At 72.1% G+C, this 16,611-nt stretch carries 18 protein-coding genes; 12 read left to right on the forward strand and 6 right to left on the reverse strand.

All coding sequences use genetic code 11. From position 1 onward, the window contains the following. Positions 1-121 precede the first annotated feature (121 nt). Positions 122-505, forward strand: coding sequence for a hypothetical protein (locus tag BAY60_RS23135; RefSeq protein WP_245992762.1), 384 nt, complete (start codon positions 122-124; stop codon positions 503-505). Between the two features lies 1 nt (position 506). On the opposite strand, the gene BAY60_RS23140 is transcribed toward BAY60_RS23135, so the two are convergent. The 3 genes from BAY60_RS23140 to BAY60_RS23150 all read right to left on the reverse strand — a co-directional run bounded on the left by BAY60_RS23140 (position 507) and on the right by BAY60_RS23150 (position 3,280). Further along, positions 507-1,211: a hypothetical protein gene (locus BAY60_RS23140; RefSeq protein WP_146771069.1), complete on the reverse strand. Its 705-nt coding sequence runs from the start codon at positions 1,209-1,211 to the stop codon at positions 507-509. 74 nt (positions 1,212-1,285) lie between these two features. After that, entirely contained in the window at positions 1,286-2,476 is a 1,191-nt protein-coding gene (gene dinB, locus BAY60_RS23145) for a DNA polymerase IV (protein ID WP_211330427.1), read from the reverse strand. Positions 2,477-2,527: 51 nt separating this feature from the next. Continuing rightward, entirely contained in the window at positions 2,528-3,280 is a 753-nt protein-coding gene (locus tag BAY60_RS23150; protein ID WP_112283140.1) for an enoyl-CoA hydratase, read from the reverse strand. Positions 3,281-3,509: 229 nt separating this feature from the next. Here BAY60_RS23150 and BAY60_RS23155 point away from each other — a divergent pair, with 229 nt between their 5' ends. Next, positions 3,510-4,286: an SDR family oxidoreductase gene (locus BAY60_RS23155; RefSeq protein ID WP_112283141.1), complete on the forward strand. Its 777-nt coding sequence runs from the start codon at positions 3,510-3,512 to the stop codon at positions 4,284-4,286. Positions 4,287-4,393: 107 nt separating this feature from the next. Here BAY60_RS23155 and BAY60_RS23160 read toward each other — a convergent pair whose 3' ends face one another. Further along, a complete protein-coding gene (locus tag BAY60_RS23160) occupies positions 4,394-5,608 on the reverse strand; it encodes a polysaccharide deacetylase family protein (RefSeq protein ID WP_112283142.1) in 1,215 nt (404 codons plus the stop codon). 178 nt (positions 5,609-5,786) lie between these two features. On the opposite strand from BAY60_RS23160, the gene BAY60_RS23165 reads away from it, so the two are divergent. Continuing rightward, positions 5,787-6,818: a fatty acid desaturase family protein gene (locus BAY60_RS23165; protein WP_112283556.1), complete on the forward strand. Its 1,032-nt coding sequence runs from the start codon at positions 5,787-5,789 to the stop codon at positions 6,816-6,818. On the opposite strand, the gene BAY60_RS23170 is transcribed toward BAY60_RS23165, so the two are convergent. Further along, positions 6,808-7,749: a LysR substrate-binding domain-containing protein gene (locus BAY60_RS23170; protein ID WP_112283143.1), complete on the reverse strand. Its 942-nt coding sequence runs from the start codon at positions 7,747-7,749 to the stop codon at positions 6,808-6,810. The two genes, BAY60_RS23165 and BAY60_RS23170, sit on opposite strands and share 11 nt — an antisense overlap. Before the next feature lie 188 nt (positions 7,750-7,937). Between BAY60_RS23170 and BAY60_RS23175 the strand changes: the two genes are divergently transcribed. The 9 genes from BAY60_RS23175 (at position 7,938) to BAY60_RS23215 (ending at position 15,113) form a co-directional block, all read left to right on the forward strand. Continuing rightward, positions 7,938-8,462, forward strand: coding sequence for a 3-hydroxyanthranilate 3,4-dioxygenase (locus tag BAY60_RS23175; RefSeq protein ID WP_112283144.1), 525 nt, complete (start codon positions 7,938-7,940; stop codon positions 8,460-8,462). Positions 8,463-8,466: 4 nt separating this feature from the next. Next, entirely contained in the window at positions 8,467-9,456 is a 990-nt protein-coding gene (locus BAY60_RS23180; RefSeq protein WP_112283145.1) for an amidohydrolase family protein, read from the forward strand. A gap of 78 nt (positions 9,457-9,534) precedes the next feature. After that, positions 9,535-10,560 (forward strand): sodium:calcium antiporter, encoded by a 1,026-nt coding sequence (locus BAY60_RS23185; protein ID WP_245992763.1) that lies wholly within the window; start codon positions 9,535-9,537, stop codon positions 10,558-10,560. A 125-nt stretch (positions 10,561-10,685) separates the two neighbouring features. Continuing rightward, positions 10,686-11,504 carry an inositol monophosphatase family protein gene (locus BAY60_RS23190; RefSeq protein ID WP_112283146.1) on the forward strand — a complete coding sequence of 273 codons (819 nt, stop codon included), beginning with the start codon at positions 10,686-10,688 and terminating at the stop codon, positions 11,502-11,504. A 36-nt stretch (positions 11,505-11,540) separates the two neighbouring features. After that, complete coding sequence (locus tag BAY60_RS23195) at positions 11,541-12,161, forward strand: L-threonylcarbamoyladenylate synthase (RefSeq protein ID WP_112283147.1); 621 nt, start codon at positions 11,541-11,543, stop codon at positions 12,159-12,161. Between the two features lie 16 nt (positions 12,162-12,177). Continuing rightward, positions 12,178-12,885, forward strand: a complete 708-nt coding sequence (locus BAY60_RS23200; RefSeq protein WP_112283148.1) for a haloacid dehalogenase type II — start codon at positions 12,178-12,180, stop codon at positions 12,883-12,885. Between the two features lie 29 nt (positions 12,886-12,914). Further along, positions 12,915-13,319, forward strand: a complete 405-nt coding sequence (locus BAY60_RS23205; protein ID WP_112283149.1) for a DUF302 domain-containing protein — start codon at positions 12,915-12,917, stop codon at positions 13,317-13,319. Between the two features lie 86 nt (positions 13,320-13,405). Beyond that, positions 13,406-14,302 (forward strand): ABC transporter ATP-binding protein, encoded by an 897-nt coding sequence (locus BAY60_RS23210; RefSeq protein ID WP_112283558.1) that lies wholly within the window; start codon positions 13,406-13,408, stop codon positions 14,300-14,302. Continuing rightward, positions 14,292-15,113 (forward strand): ABC transporter permease, encoded by an 822-nt coding sequence (locus BAY60_RS23215; protein ID WP_112283559.1) that lies wholly within the window; start codon positions 14,292-14,294, stop codon positions 15,111-15,113. The genes BAY60_RS23210 and BAY60_RS23215 overlap by 11 nt, the downstream gene beginning before the upstream one ends. A gap of 28 nt (positions 15,114-15,141) precedes the next feature. Here BAY60_RS23215 and BAY60_RS23220 read toward each other — a convergent pair whose 3' ends face one another. After that, positions 15,142-16,593 carry an SDR family oxidoreductase gene (locus tag BAY60_RS23220; RefSeq protein ID WP_112283560.1) on the reverse strand — a complete coding sequence of 484 codons (1,452 nt, stop codon included), beginning with the start codon at positions 16,591-16,593 and terminating at the stop codon, positions 15,142-15,144. Between the last annotated feature and the right edge of the window lie 18 nt (positions 16,594-16,611).

Consider the following 16,611-nt stretch of genomic DNA (forward strand, 5'->3'; position numbering starts at 1 on the left):
TCGGTCACGGAGAACATTCTTCCGGGCCGCGGGACTGTGATGCTGCCGGGCATCGACCGCGGCGGCCTTGACAACCATTAGAACGCTTGTTCGAATCGTGGGGTCAGTCAGGGGAGTGCACGTGAACCAACCAGCTCGGATGCCCTGCCGGTGGTGGCGGCGGGACGTCAGCTCGACACCGACCCGGCCGGTCTGGACGCCCGCCGATGGGCCGCCCGAGGCCTTCCGGCCCGTGGACCCGCCGCAGTGGGTCTGGGTGAACCTGCGCCCGGCGTTGCGCAGCGACCCGTTCTCGTACTACGACGACGCGCCCGACGGGTTGCAGTATCGCTACGAGGTCAAGGGCCTGCTGCGAGGCTGGATGCCTGCCGTCGACGGCGCGCCACTCGGAGTGGTGAGCTACCAGTTGCTGACCGCCGACCAGCAGTGGCGCACGGTGGTGACGGCGTTCGTCCCACAGCACCTGATCCGCTACCGCGCCCGCACGGGCAGGGAACTGCTCTGAGTCAGACCACGACGACCCGGAACGCGTGCACGCACCACGGTCCCTCGTAGCTGGTCATCCAGAGGTTGGTGGAGTAGCCGTCGACCTGCCGGCCGCCTGCCGTGCCGCGCAGGTAGACCTGGACGGAGTCGATGCCCGCGGCACGTCCGTCGATCGTCGGATCGATCCGCAGCTCCGGCCGGTGGCCGATGAGCTCGTCGACGTCCGCGGGTGTGCTGATCCCGTCCGCGCACAGCCTGCACTTCGCCGCGGCCGCGTCGCCGGAGTTGACGTCGTCGAGGAAGGTCTGCATCGCGGCCAGTGCGACCCGGTCGACCGGCTTTCCGCCCGCGGTGGGACCGTCCTGGCCCGCCGGGCTGCTCGGCGGCTCGCCGGTGGGTAGCCCGGCGGTCGGCTGTCCGGTGGTCGGTTCGGCGGAGGACGAGCTGACAGGCCGTGCCGGCAGTGGGCCTGCCTGGTTCGTGGTCTCCTCGCCGAGGAGGAACCCCGGTGCGACGAATCCGGTGATGCCGAGGGTGCCCAGCGCCAGCGCCACCATCGTGACCACGGTGGCGATCGCTCCGGTCTTCTTCCGCGGTGGCGCGCCGAAAGCGCCGTGCTCTCCGCCGTACTGAGTGGACGGACCGTGACCGCCGTAACCGGGACCGGGCTGCGTGGGCATGCCGTAGGGCTGCTGCCCTCCATACGGCTGGTGTCGATGACTCATCCGGCCCCCGCCTCGTCGTTGGCACCTTCGACGGCGAGCGGGCGGGCATCGTTCCCGTCCCATCCTGGCACGTGTCAGTCCGGCAGCAGCGGCACCGAAAGGCCCTGGTCGCGGCCCAGCAGCGCGGCGCGGGTGACGGCCGCCGAGCCGAAGCGGTTGCGCACCGAGTCGAGTGCGGAGTCCAGCCTTCCTGCCGCGTGCTCGTCGAACGGCAGCACCAGCTGCACGGCATCGTCGTTGTCCAGGTTGGACAGCGAGACACCGATCAAGGTGAGCCCCTCGCGGTCGATCAGCGGCCGCACCGTGGCCAGCAGCCCCCGTGCGGTGGCCAGTATGGTCTCGGTGCCTGCGGTGGCCTCGGTGAGCGTGTGTGACCGGGTGGCGCGGGTGTAGTCGGCGAAACGCAGCCGCAGCACCACCGTGCGGCACACCCGGTGTGCGGACCGCAGCCTGCGGGCGAGCCGGTCGGTGAGCCCGGCGAGGATGGCGTCCAGCTCGTCCGGCGAACGGTAGCGGCTGCCGAGTGCCCGCTGCGCGCCCATCGACCGGCGCCGCCTGCCCACCTGCACGGGCCGCGGGTCGCGGTTGTGCGCCAGCGCGTGCAGGTGCCTGCCCGCGCCGCGGCCGAGCATCGACACCAGCTGGGCCTCGGAGAGCGTCGCGACCTGCCCGACGGTGGTGATGCCCCGGTCGCGCAGCTTCGCCGAGGTGACCCGGCCGACACCCCACAGCCGTTCCACCGGCAGGGGATGCAGGAACGCCAGCTCGCCGTCGTGGGGCACCACCAGGAGCCCGTCGGGCTTGGCGACGCCACTGGCCACCTTGGCGAGGAACTTGGTCCTGGCCACGCCGACCGTGATGGGCAGGCCGACCCGTTCGGCGACGTCCCTGCGGAGCCGGGCGGCGATCCGGCTGGGGCTGCCGGAGATGCGGGCGAGCCCGCCGACGTCGAGAAACGCCTCGTCGATCGAGATGCCCTCGACGATCGGCGTGGTGTCGCGGAACACCGCGAACACCGCCTTGCTGGCCTCGGAGTAGGCCGACATCCTCGGCGGCACCACCACCGCGTGCGGGCACAGCCGCCGTGCCTGCCCGCCGCCCATCGCGGTGCGCACGCCGTAGGCCTTGGCCTCGTAGCTGGCGGCCAGCACGACTCCCCCGCCGACGATCACCGGCCGCCCGCGCAGCCGGGGATCGTCGCGCTGCTCGACCGACGCGTAGAACGCGTCCAGGTCGGCATGCAGGATCGGACCCTCGGTCGACACGAACACATGTTCGCATCGGGCACCGACAGTTCCGTCACCTCGCCGGTGTCGTCACCTGCGGAAGCGGGCGACGACCTCCTGGATAGCCGGGCCCGTCGCCGAGGCGGCCTGCGCCCAGGACTCGAACTCGAGCGTCGCGGCGAAGTCCCCGGTCTTGGCGATGCCGACCGCGGACTTGATGTCGCGGGCCAGCGCCGGATCGAGCTCGGCCCACCGGACGGCCAGCTCGGTGGCCCTGGCCAGCGGGTTGTCGGCGAGCTCCAGCGCCACACCCTCGCGGACGGCCGTCTCGCCGTCGAGCGCACCGCCGTCGAGCAGCAGCGCCAGCGCCTTCTGCGGTCCGAGCGCGTCGACCAGGAAGTACGTGCAGCCTCCGCCGGGGTGCAGACCGATGCGGGAGAACGTGGCCGCGAAGGACGCCTTCGGCCCCGCGATCCGCACGTCGCACGCCATCGCGAGGTTGAGCCCGGCGCCGACGGCCGCGCCCTGCACGGCGGCGACCGTGGGGATCGGCAGCTCCCGCAGCCGCAGGAAGCTGTCGTAGACGCGGTGCAGGTGGCTGCGGATCTCGCCGACCGGCCGGTCGGCGGCGGAGCCGAACAGGGCGGGCAGGTCGGCGCCCGCGCAGAACGCGCTACCCTGCCCGGCCACGACCAGGGTGCGGGCGCCGGGCGAGGCGCCGACCTTCGCGATCGCCTCGCCCAGCTCCGCGCACATCGCCTCGTCGAGGCAGTTGCGCCGGTCCGGGTCCGTCAGCGTCAACGTCCACCGGCCCGCGTCCTCGGTCAGCTCCACCTTGCCCATGCCGCTCCCTTGGCTCGCCTGCGTCCCGGCCATCGTGCCAACCGCGTCCGCCGTCGACGCGGGTGGTGCCCGTGGCGGCGGTCCAGAAGGAGAAACCGCGCACCCTGCGCGGCGAGGGTGGCCCAGCGTGTCCCCGGATACGCGCGGCCCTGTTCAGGCCACCCCGCGGGCCTGCCGGCTGGTTGTGTTGGTGCCGCAAACCTGTACCGACTTCGAAGGGCAAGCGAACATGTCAGCAGTCATCACCACCAGCCCGCTGGCCGGCCGTGTCGCTCTCGTCACCGGAGCCTCCAGCGGCATCGGCGAGGCCACCGCGGAACGGGTGGCAGCACTGGGCGCCAAGGTCGCCGTGGCCGCCCGCCGCAAGGACAACCTCGACGCCCTCGTGGCCCGCATCGCCGCTGCGGGCGGCACCGCGCTGGCCCTCCCGCTCGACGTCACCGACCGGGATGCCGTCACCGCGGCCGCCGAGCAGATCACCGACCAGCTCGGCCGGGTGGACCTGGTGTTCAACAACGCGGGCGTCCAGCTGATCTCCTCGATCGAGGATCTGCAGGTGGACGACTGGCAACGCCAGATCGACCTCAACATCACAGGCGTCATGAACGTCATCGGCGCCTTCGTGCCCCACCTCACCGACGCCGCGGTGGCGGGCGACCCCGCTGACCTGATCACCACGTCCTCGATTGCGGCGACCCGGGTCCTGGAAAAGTTCTCGATCTACTCCGGGACCAAGGCCTACGTCAGCCAGCTCACCCGGCTACTCCGCGTCGAGCTGGGCCGCAAGATGGTCAGGGTGGCCACGATCGAACCGGGCATGGTCGACACCGAGTTGCCCGACCACGTCACCGACCCCGACGCCAGCACGCTGATGGCCGACCTGATCCACGACATCGACGTCCTCAGCCCGGCCGACGTCGCCGAAACCGTCGCATTCATCGCCTCGATGCCCCGGCACGTCAACCTTACCGAGATCACCATCCTGCCCACCGCCCAGGCTGTCTGAGCGGCTCAGCGGGGATTGGTCACGGCGTATCCTCTTCACCGGCGGCTGCCGGCGGGGTGTGCAGGACGCGCTGCCCGGCCACGGCCAGGATGCGCGCGCCGGGCGGCTCAGCCGTAGACGACGCGGGTGGTGCCCGTGGCGGCGGTCCAGATGATCGAGCCGTGCTGGAAGTCGCTGCGCCTGCCGCCGCTGACCGCGTACTCGTCGGTCACCGGATAGCCGAGCCTGCCGCCTTCCCAGCCCAGCGACGCCCACCGGGTGAGGATCGCCCCGTGCACCTCGTGCGCCCCGCCGGCCGGGCTCCAGTAGATCGAGCCGCCCTGGAACTGGTTGAAGCGGCCGACGCCGTCCGGGCAGCGTCGCTCGTCGGTGCGCGGGAACCGCAGGAACCCGTTGACGGTGCGCAGGCCCGCGTACTTGCCCATGATCGCGCCGTGCACCTCGTGGGCGCCGGTGTCGCGGTGCCAGTAGATGCGGCCGCGCTGGAACCACTGCACCGCGCCCGTGCCCGCCGTCGTGGCCGTCAGCTGGCCGGTGCGGGGAGCCCGCAACGCGGAGTTGCCCGCACCGAGCGCGGAGTACTTGGCGCCGATGGCGCCGCTGGTGACCGACCGGTTCGGTGTGGTGAAGCCGTAGCCCATGCCGCGCAGCGTGGAGATGATCCGCGGCAGCGCGGCGGTGTCGGTGGACTCGTTGCTCAGGTGCATCACGATCGTCGTGCCCGGAACCGTGTAGCGGCGCACCCGGTCCAGGATCGTCTCCACGCTGGCGCCCTGGTAACCGGTCGTGTCGTAGGTCCAGTCGTAGCTGATGTAGTAGCCACGGGCCGCCAGGTCCCGGTTGATGCCCGCGTCGAGGTAGCCGTCCCGGTACGGGGCACGGAACCAGCCGCCGGAGGTGTGGCCGATCCGGTTGAACGCGGCTTCGGCTCTGTCGAGCTGCGACCACCGTTGCGCCCGTGTCAGGTCCGTGAAGTACGGGTGGTCGTAGCTGTGGTTGATGAGCTTGTGCCCCGCGGACAGCAGCGCCCGCGCCTGCGCCGGGTACTTCTCCACGTACCGGCCGGTGAGGCCGAATCCGGCGGTGATGCCGTTCTGCCGCAGGATCCGCAGCACCGTGGTGGGGTCGCCGGGACTCCACCAGTCCGCGTCAAAGGTCAGCGTGACCACCTTCCGCGTGGTGTCGGCGGCGCGGGTGAACACCTGCGCCGAGCCGGGAGCGGCGTCCACCGCCTGTGCCGCGGGGGCCAGTGTGCCTGCCAGAAGTGCCACCGCCGCGAGAACCCCGCCTCGCCGCAGCATCCGTGCCCCGTGCATCGCCATCACTCTCCTGTCAGCCCGCCGACAAGCTCAGCGTGCGTTTCCGCAGCCTGTTGAGCTGGGGCCGAAGGTCGCTGGTGCGCGTGCCGAAGGTCCCGCGGTGGGGCCTGCACCAAGGCCGATCCGGGTGCGGGCGGGCTTACCGGTGGCGCCGGCCGTGCCCAGACTCGGGTAGGTGTCCATCGACAACGCCACGACCGCCAGGGGCAGCGACTACTCGCGACTCGCCCGCCGGATCTCCGAGGCGGGGCTGTTCCGCCGCCGCCCGCTCTACTACCTCCTGCGCTTCGGCCTCGTCGGCGCCGCCTACGCCGGTGGCCTTGCCCTGTTCCTGACCCTCGGCGACTCCTGGTGGCAGGTGCTCGTGGCGGCCGGGTTCGCCGTGCTGTTCGGCCAGGTGGCGTTGCTGGCGCACGACCTGGCGCACCGCCAGGTGGTCCGCACGCGCAGGCCCACCGAGATCGCCGGGCTGGTCACCGGCAACCTCGCCATCGGCCTGAGCTACGGCTGGTGGATGGACAAGCACACCCGCCACCACGCCAACCCCAACCACGAGGAGCTCGATCCGGACGTCGCGCCGGACATCCTGGTGTGGTCGGGCAAGCAGGCTCGCGAGAGCGCCGGGCTCGCGCGGTTCGTCGGGCGGTGGCAGGCGTACCTGTTCTTCCCGTTGCTCGCCCTGGAGGGGCTCAACCTGCACGTGTCCGGGTTCCGGGCGCTGGCGTCCCCGAGGCTGAGGCGGCGCGGGGCCGAGGCCGTGCTGCTCGTGACGCACGTGCTCGCCTACCTCGCCGTGCTCTTCCTGGTGCTCTCCCCCGGCAAGGCTCTGGTGTTCCTCGCCGTGCACCAGGGGCTGTGGGGGCTCTACCTGGGTTCGATCTTCGCCCCCAACCACAAGGGCATGGTGATGCTGCGCGGTGACGAGCGGCCCGACTTCCTCCGCAGGCAGGTGCTCACCTCACGCAACGTGCGCGGCGGCCGGTTCACCGATGTCGCGCTCGGCGGGCTGAACTACCAGATCGAGCACCACCTCTTTCCCAGCATGCCGTCGCCGCACCTGCGCCGGGCACAGCCGATCGTGCGGGACTACTGCGCGGAGATCGGCGTCCCTTACCACGAGACCGGCCTGCTCGCCTCGTACGGCGAGGCGCTGCGGCACCTGCACAGCGCGGGCGCGCCCCTGCGCCAGGACCGCAAGACCGCTACCCGCTGACCAGCCGTTCCCGGATGTCGGCCGCCGCGTCGTGCAGGCATTCCAGCAGCAGGCGCGCCGTCGGGCCCGGTGTGCGGTCCCGGGGCAGGGTGACGCCGACCCTCCTGCTCACCGACGGCAGCGTCGAGGGCAGCAGGGACAGCTTGTCGTCCTCGGCGGCGACCAGCATGGGCATCGCGGCGATGGCGTCGGTCTCGGTCAGCAGCGTGTGCAGGATGGGGTTCGACGTGCACTCGACGCGGTCGGCGGGCAGCGGCACGCCCTCGGCGAAGAACACGTTCTCGATCTCCCGCCGCAGCGCGGTCTCCCGCACCGGCAGGATCCACGGGTACCCGAGCAGGTCGGCGATCGAGGGCGCGGGCAACTCCTGCGCCGGGTGGCCCGTGCGGGTGACCAGCCGGATGGCCTCGTCGTAGAGGCGCACCTGGCTCAGCCGCGCGTCGTCGGCGGGTGGCGCGAGCCTGCCGACCATGAGGTCGATCCGCCCGCCGAGCAGGTCCAGGTGCAGCACGTCCGGGGTGGCGTCCTTGACGACGACGGTGACGTGCGGCCGCTGCCGCTTGAGCCGGGCGATGGCCCTCGGCAGCAGAACGGTGGTGCCCGCCAGGTGGGTGCCGACGGTGACCGTGCCGACCTTGGCCTCGCCGAGTTCGGCGACGTGCTGGCCCGCCTGCCGGATCTGGGCCAGCACCGCCCGCGCGTGCTCGACGAACGCGCTGCCGTAGATGGTGAGCTCCACGCCGCGCGGTCCGCGGTCGAACATCCGGGCGCCGAGGATCGTCTCCAGCTCCCGCAGGCCGCGGGTCACCACCGGCTGGGTGACGTGCAGGTGCTCGGCCGCCCGCACGACGCTGCCGTGCTCGGCGATGGTCGTCACCATCACGAGGTGGCGCAGTTTCAGCCGTCCGTCCAGCAAGCCGTCGGGTTCCATGCCGGTCACCGTATGTCCGCACCGCTATGCCGGGGAAACCCTGACGTCACGAACGGCTATCGGACGCCATGCCCGCCCGGGCATGGCGGCGAGCGGAAATGTCATTGGTCCGGCATGCCCGGCTGCGAAACCATCAAGGGTGGCGCATTCGTCGACGCCGCCGAACCAGCCGAGCGGAGGACACGGCCGTGAACGACATCAACCCGGTCATCAACTTCCCGAAGTGGATCGCCGAGAACGAGCACCTGCTCAAACCGCCGGTGAACAACAAGCAGCTGTTCGCCGACGCCGGCAACTTCATCGTCATGGTGGTGGGCGGCCCCAACCAGCGCACCGACTACCACGTCGACCCCTACGAGGAGTGGTTCTACCAGTACCGCGGCACCATGCACGTCGACATCATCACCGACGAGGGCCCGCGCTCGATCCGCATCGGCGAAGGCGAGATGTGGCTGCTGCCCGCCAACGTGCCGCACTCGCCGCAACGCCCGGAGGCGGGCTCCATCGGCCTCGTCGTGGAGCGCATCCGCGAGGAGGGCACGCTGGAGAAGTTCCAGTGGTACTGCCCTCGCTGCCATGCACTGGTGCACGAGGTGGAACTGCAGGTGCGCAGCATCGTGGACGACCTGCCACCGGTGTTCGGCCGGTTCTACGCCGACGAGCAGGCCAGGACCTGCCCGTCCTGCGGTCACCTGCACCCCGGGAAGGGCTGACACGGTGGCCGACACGACGGTCATCGACGTCCACACGCACTACGTGCCCCGCGGCTGGCCGGACCTCGGCGCCGGCCTGCCGTGGCTGCGCCTCGACTCCGAACGGGAGGCCACCATCATGCTGCGCTCGGCCGAGTTCCGGCGGATCCGCAGCACCTCGTGGGACGCCGAGGCGCGGCTGGCCGACATGGCCGCCGACGGCGTGGACGTGCAGGTGGTGTCCCCGACGCCGGTGTTCTTCAGCTACACCCGCCCCGCGGGCGAGGCGGCCAAGGTGGCGCGCATCTTCAACGACCTCGCCCTCGAGATCTGCGCCCCGGCGCCGGAGCGGTTCCTGCCGTTCTGCCAGGTGCCGTTGCAGGATCCGGACGCCGCCTGCGCGGAGCTCGACCGCTGCCTCGCCGCCGGGCACCGCGGTGTGGAGATCGGCAACCACGTCGGCGACGCCGACCTCGACGACGACGGGGTGGTCACGTTCCTGCGGCACTGCGCCGACGCCGGCGCCCCGGTGTTCGTGCATCCGTGGGACATGCCCAGTTCGCCGCGGCTGGAGCGGTGGATGGCGCGCTGGCTGACCGGAATGCCCGCCGAGACGCACCTGTCGCTGCTCGCCCTGATCCTCGGCGGTGTGTTCGACCGGCTGCCGCGCTCGCTGCGGCTGTGCTTCGCCCACGGCGGCGGCTCGTTCCCGCTGTGGGTAGGCCGGATGGACAACGCCTGGCGGTGCCGCCCCGACATCGTGGGCACCTCCGAGTTCCCGCCGTCGCACTACCTCGATCGCTTCAGCGTCGACAGCGTCGTGTTCGACGAGCGCGCGCTGCGCCTGCTGGTGGACACGATGGGTGACGAGCGGGTGCTGCTCGGCAGCGACTACCCGTACCCGCTCGGGGAGCGGCCCGTCGGCGCGGTGGTGCGCGGGGCAGGGTTTCTCACCGAGCGGCAGCGGCACCGGCTGCTCGGCGGCAACGCGGCCACCTTCCTCGCCGGCGACTGACGGGCCGTCGCCACCCCGCCCGGGGTGTCGGAGATCGGCCATCCGGGTAAGCCGGAGCGCCGATCGAGGGAGGTGCTGGTGAGCGGAGCCTGGCCGCTGGGCTGGAGCATCGCCATCTTCGTGGTCGCCGCCGCGGCAACCGTGGCCTGCGGGGTCAGGCTCACCGCATTGGGTGACGCGCTCGCCGACCGCACTGGCTGGGGCGAGGCGCTGTTCGGGGCCGTGTTCTTCGGGTTGGCCACCTCGCTGTCGGGCATCGTGATGACCGGTGTCAGCGCGGCCGCGGGCAACGCCGAACTGGCCTACGGCAACGCCGTGGGCGGCATCGCCGTGCAGACGCTGGCGATCGTCGCGGCCGACGCCGCCTACCGGCGGGTGAACCTGGAACACGCGGCGGCGTCGGTGTCGAACCTGATGTTCGGCTCGTTGCTGACGGTGCTGCTCAGCTGCGCGCTGCTCGCGGCGTTCAGCCCGGACGTGACGGTGCTGGGCATTCACCCCGCGTCGGTGGTGATGGTGGCGTTGTATGTGGGCGGGCTCAAGCTCATCCAGGACCAGCACACGCCGATGTGGCGTGCGGTGCGCACCCGCGAGACCAAGCAGGACACTCCCGAGGAGCACGGCAAGCTGGACGGTCGCCGTGGTGCGTCGCTGTGGGCGGAGTTCGCGCTGATCGCCGCGGTGGTCGTGGTCGGTGGCTGGGCGGTCGCGCGCGCCGCGGAGGGCATCGTCGCCGCGACCGGGTTGTCGGCGGGCCTGGTCGGCGCCCTGTTCATGGGACTGGCCAACGCCTTGCCGGAGACGGTGACGGCCGTCGCGGCGGTGCGCAGGGGCGCCATCACGCTCGCCGTCGCCGCCGTCATCGGTGGCAACAGCCTCGACGCCCTCAACCTCGTCGTCGGCGACATCGCGTTCCGCGAAGGCTCGCTGTTCCACGCCGCGACCCGCGACGAGCTGTTCCTCACCGGCTCCGCGTTGCTGATGACGACGGTGCTGGTGAGCGGGCTGCTGGTGCGGCAGCGGGGCGGCTGGTGGCGGCTCGGCTTCGACGGGATCATCCTCGTCGCCGTCTACGTCACCAGCGTCCTCGTCCTCGCCTTCTGACCACCTCGCCGAAAGCTCCCCAATGCCACATTCGTAGCGTTCAGCGCCACCAATGCGGCATTCGTAGCGTTGAGCGCCACCAATGCCGCATTGGGGAGCTTGGTGGGGCCGGGCAGGATGGGGCCATGAGCACGTTGATCGACTGGCCGGTTCCCGATCCGGTGTTGCCGCCGTCCGTGGACCCGGCGCTCGCCGACGCCGCCGTCGCGGCATCGCGGGCCTACGCGCGGGCGCGGCTGGCCCACACCCGCGCCGAGCTGGCCGACGAGGTCGCCGAGGGCGCCGACGGCACGCCCACGATGCTCGTCGACCGGCTGGTGGAGGACGCCATCGCCGAGACCGCGGAGCGGCACCGCGTGAACCTGCTCAGCGAGGAGGCCGGGTTCGTCGACCGCGGCTCCGCGGTGACGCTCGTGGTCGACCCGATGGACGGCTCGGCCAACGCCGCGGCCGGTGTGCCGCTGTGCTGCTTCGGCGGGGTGCTGGCCGTCGACGGCCGCGCCACCGAGGCACTGACCACCTGGCTGGACACCGGCCGCGCCTGGCACGCCGTCGCCGGAGAGCCGACGCCCTACCGCACCACGGGCCGCGCGGCGGCCGCCGGGGCGTCGGTGAGCCTGCTGCGCCCCAAGCCGGGCAGCCGCGACCCGTGGTGGCGGGTGGCCACGCAGGCCGGCCGGGTACGCATCCTGGCCAGCACCGTGCTGGAGTCGGCGCTGGTCGCCGAGGGCGCCATCGACGCCTTCTGCGACCCCGGTTCCGACACTCACCGGATCGTGGATCTTGCGACCGCACTGGTCACCGTCCCGGCGGCGGGCGGCGCGGTGCTCGACGCGCTCGGCAGGCCGCTCGAGCTGGACCCGGACCTGACCCGCCGCTGGTCGGGCGTGGTGGCGGCGAGCCGTCCGCTGGCCGACGAGCTCGCCGCGCTGATCGCCGGCTGACGGCGGATCACGCCGCGCGACCCTAAGCTGCACGGCATGGCGAAGTACTTCGACGTGCACCCGGACAACCCCCAGCCGCGCGCGATTCGGCAGGTCGCCGACATCGTGCGCGCCAACGGGCTGATCGCCTACCCCACCGACTCGTGCTTCGCCCTCGGCTGCAGGCCGGGCAATCCGGACGGGGTGGAGCGCATCCGGCAGATCCGCCGCCTCGACGACCGGCACCACTTCACCCTGGTCTGCCGGGACTTCGCGCAGCTCGGGCAGCTGGTGCACATCAACAACGCCGTGTTCCGCGCCATCAAGGCGGCCACACCGGGCAGCTACACCTTCATCCTGCCCGCGACCCGCGAGGTGCCGCGCAGGCTGCTGCATCCCAAGAAGAAGACGGTCGGTGTTCGCATCCCCGACCATGTCACCGCGCAGCTGCTGCTTGCCGAGCTGGGTGAGCCGCTGCTGTCCAGCACCCTGCTGCTGCCCGGCGAGGAGGAGCCGCTGACGCAGGGCTGGGCGATCAAGGAGGAGCTCGACCACGTGCTGGACGCGGTGATCGACTCGGGTGACTGCGGCACCGAGCCCACCACCGTCGTCGACTTCTCCTCGGACGAGCCGGAGGTCGTGCGGGTGGGCGCCGGTGACCCCGCCCGCTTCGAGTGAGGAGGATCCGCCGCCCATGTCCGAGACCTTCACCGGTTACGACGCGCTGAGCTTCGACTGCTACGGCACGCTGATCGACTGGGAGACCGGCATCGCCTCGGTGATCGGCCCGTGGGCGCGGCGCTTCGACCCCGCGCTCACCGACGAGCAGGTGCTCACGGCCTACGCCGAGCAGGAGGCGCGCGTGGCCAGGGAGCATCCCGCGATGCTCTACCCGGACGTGCTGGCGGAGGCGTTCCGCGCCACCGGCGCCCAGCTCGGTCACCCGGTGAGCGACGAGGACGCGCGGCGTCTCGGCACGTCGGTGCCCGACTGGCCGGCCTTTCCCGACTCGCACGACGCGCTGGTGGCGCTCGGTGAGCGCTATCGGCTGATCATTCTGTCCAACGTGGACCGGGAGAGTTTCGAGGGCAGCCGCAGGCGGCTGGACGTGCGCTTCGACCACGTCGTCACCGCACAGGACGTCGGCACTTACAAGCCCGCGCAGCGCAACTTCGACGTGCTCACGCGCTACGCCGACGAGCACGGCCTGCGGCTGTTGCACGTGGCGCAGAGCCTGTTCCACGACCACGTGCCCGCCAAGCGGGCCGGGCTGCCCGGCGTGTGGATCAACCGGCGGCACGACCGGCCGGGCTGGGGCGCGACACCCGACCCGCGTCAGGACGTCACGCCGGACTGGGAGTTTCCGTCCCTGGCCGCGTTCGCCGCCGCCGCGACCCGGTGAACATATACCCGAGGGGGTATAGTGACGGCATGGAACTCGGAATCAGCATCCGGCTCGCCACGTCCTTCGCCGAAGCCGTCGAGCGCACCAGGGCGGCGCTCGCCGAGCAGGGCTTCGGCGTGCTCACCGAGATCGACGTGCGCGCCACCCTGAAACAGAAGCTCGACGAGGACATGGAGGACTACCTGATCCTCGGCGCCTGCAACCCGCCCCTCGCCCACCGGGCGCTGGGCGTCGACCGGCAGATCGGGCTGCTCCTGCCGTGCAACGTCACCGTCCGCGCCGACGGGGAGGCCGTCGTGGTCGAAGCGCTCGACCCCCAGGTGATGGTCGAGGTCACCGGGCGACCCGGGCTCGGGCCCGTCGCCGACGAGGCCAGCCGCAGGCTACGGGCCGCGCTCGACGAGCTCCGCGCGTCCGTGCCCACGGCCTGAGACTGCGCCTACGCTCGCGGACGTAGGCCAGGAACACGCTTGCCGGCCGACGACGCGACCCGGTGCCGCGCCGCACGATGGGCGGCATGAACAGTCCCGTCGAAACCACCGCGCTGACCAAGCGCTACGGCGACCTGACCGCCGTCGACCAGCTCGACCTGACGGTCCGCGCCGGTGAGGTGTACGGCTTTCTCGGGCCCAACGGCGCGGGCAAGACCACGACCCTGCGCATGCTGCTCGGCCTCATCCGTCCCACGTCGGGCTCCATCCGACTCCTCGGCCGCGACCCGGGCGCGGGCCACCTGGACCGGGTCGGCGCGCTCATCGAGGGTCCGTCCTTCTACCCGCACCTGTCCGGCCGCGACAACCTCAGGGCGCTGGCCTGCCACGCGGGCGTCGGCGCGTCCCGCGTCCACACGGTGCTGCAGATCGCCGGGCTCACCGACCGCGCCAAGGACCGGTACAACACCTACTCGCTGGGCATGAAGCAGCGGCTCGGCCTTGCCGCCGCGCTGCTGAAGGACCCGGAGCTGTTGATCCTCGACGAGCCGACCAACGGGCTCGACCCGGCGGGCATGGCCGACATCCGTGCGACCATCCGCAGGCTCGCCGACGACGGCCGCACCGTACTGTTGTCGAGTCACCTGCTCGGCGAGGTGCAGCAGATCTGCGACCGCGTCGGCATGATCTCCGACGGCAGGCTCGTCGCCGAGCTCTCGGTGTCCGAGCTGGCGTCGGCGGGACTGCGGATCGTCGCGAGCCCGCTCACCGAGGCCCACGAGTGCCTCGGCGCGCTCGTGGGCGCCGACCACGTGCACAGCGACGGCGAGGCCCTGTATCTCGACGCGCCCGGCGACGCCGCGGCGCGGATCAACGCCGAGCTCGTCCACTCCGGACTCGCGGTGCACGAGCTGCGCGTGCGCGAGCCCGATCTCGAACAGACCTTCCTGGAGCTGACCGGAGGTGGCCGCCGTGCCGACTGACATCCGCGCCGAGATCATCAAACAGATCCGCCGCCCCGCACACTGGCTGCTGCTGGCCGTCGCCCTCGTGCTCACACTTACCTTCGCCTACCTCATCCCCTACCTCGGGCTCAGCGGCCGCACCGAGGGCCCGGGCAGCGCACGCGGGCTGGACGCGATGCTGCCCGCCGAGTTCGTCGGCAGCACCGTCGCGGGCACCCCGGTGTTCCTCGGCGCGCTCGCCGTGATCTTCGGTGTGCTGGTGGCGGGCAGCGAGTACGGCTGGCAGACGTGGAAGACCGTGTTCACGCAGGCGCCGTCGCGGCCGCGGGTGTTCGCCGCGAAGGTCGTCGTGACCGCTGCCGGAACGCTGCTGCTCGTGGTGACGCTGCTGGCGGCGGGCGCGGCGGCCAGCGCGGCCGTCGCCGGGCTGCAGGACGCGCCGCTCGACTGGCCGTCCCCGGGCGAGCTGCTCACGGGCGCGGCCGCGGGCTGGCTCATCACGACCATGTGGGCGATGCTCGGCGTGTTCCTGTCGGTGGCGCTGCGCGGTGTGGCGCTGCCGATCGGGCTCGGCCTGGTGTGGCTGCTCGCGGTGCAGAACCTGCTGTCGGCCGTCGCCGCACCGCTGCTGGACTGGATCGCCGACCTGCAGCGGGCGCTGCCGGGGCCGAACGCGGGCTCGCTCGTGGCGGCCCTCGGCGCGCCGGAGGGCGCACCGGGTGTGTCGGCGCTGACCGGCGCAGGCCACGCGACGCTCGTCCTCGCCGCCTATCTCGTGGGGTTCACGCTGCTCAGCGGATGGCTGCTGCACCGCCGCGACATCACCTGAGACGCCCGGCGTTGCGGGGCCCGCGACGTCACCGCGCCGACGCGCCGGTGATGTTGCGGGCCATCCCCCCGAAGACGACGGCATGAAACGGCGAGATCGCCTTCCAGTACAGGTGCCCGGCCAGCCCGCGCGGCACGAACAGCGCCCGCTGCCGGTACACCGAGCCGCCACCCTCCCCCGGCTCGACGGACAACTCCAGCCAGGCCCGCCCCGGCAGCCGCATCTCCGCTCGCAGCCGTAGCAGCCGGGGCCGCTCCAGCCGCTCCACCCGCCACCAGTCCAGCGCCTCGCCCACGTGCAGCCGCCGCGGATCACGGCGGCCACGGCGCAGCCCGGCACCGCCTGCGAGCCGGTCGATCCAGCCACGCACCGACCAGGCCAGCGGAAAGGAGTACCAGCCGTGTTCGCCGCCGATCGCCTCGATCACGTCCCACAGCCGCTCCGGCGCCGCCCCGGTCCGCTGCTCGCGCACGTCCTCGTACAGGGTGCCGCCGGACCAGTCCGGATCGGTCGGCATCGGATCCGACGGCGCACCCGGCGTCGCCGCGTCCGACCAGCGGGTCGGCACGTCGGCGCGGCGAACGCGCGCCAGTGCGAGCTCGATGGCCTCCTCGTAGTGGGTGAGCCCGCGCCGCGGGTCGGGGATGTAGTCGGCGATCGCGCGGTCGTGACACACCACCTCGTGCACCAGCGACTCAATGAGCGGCACGGCGATCGAGCGGGGCACCGGCGTCACGAGGTTCACCCACTGCGCCGACAGCCACGGCGTCAGCACGGGCACCGGCACCACGATCCGCCGATGCAGCCCCGCGACCACGGCGTAGCGGCGCATCATGTCCAGGTAGGTCAGCACGTCCGGCCCGCCGATGTCGAAGCCGCCGCTGATCCTGCTGGGCATGGCCGCAGCGTGCACGAGGTAGTGCAGCACGTCGCGCACGGCGATCGGCTGGATCCGGTTGTGCACCCAGCGCGGGGTGACCATGGCGGGCAGCCGCTCGGTGAGATAGCGCAGCATCTCGAAGCTCGCCGAGCCCGAGCCGAGGATCACCGCGGCCCGCAGCACCACGGTCGGCACGCCGGAGTCGAGCAGGATGCGGCCGACCTCGGCACGCGAGTCCAGATGGCCGGACAGCCGCCCGGTGTCCGGGGTGATGCCGCCGAGGTAGACGATCCGGCCGGCGCCCGCCTCGCGGGCCGCGCGGGCGACGATCCCCGCCGCCCTGCGATCGATGTCGGCGAAGTCACGCTGGTTCAGCGAGTGCACCAGGTAGTAGACGACGTCCTGACCCTCCACGGCGGCGGCCACGCTGCCGTGGTCGGTGACGTCGCCGCGCACCACCTCGGCCCGGCCGGCCCAGTCCACCTCGGCCAGCTTCTCCGGGGTGCGCGCGACGGCACGCACCGCGTGCCCGGCCGCGAGCAGTTCGGGGACGAGCCTGCCTCCGATGTAGCCGGTGGCGCCGAACACCACGCATCGCAACACCCGGGGCCTCCCTTT

It is taken from the genome of Prauserella muralis, assembly GCF_003202285.1.
Taxonomy (GTDB): Bacteria; Actinomycetota; Actinomycetes; order Mycobacteriales; family Pseudonocardiaceae; genus Prauserella_B; species Prauserella_B muralis.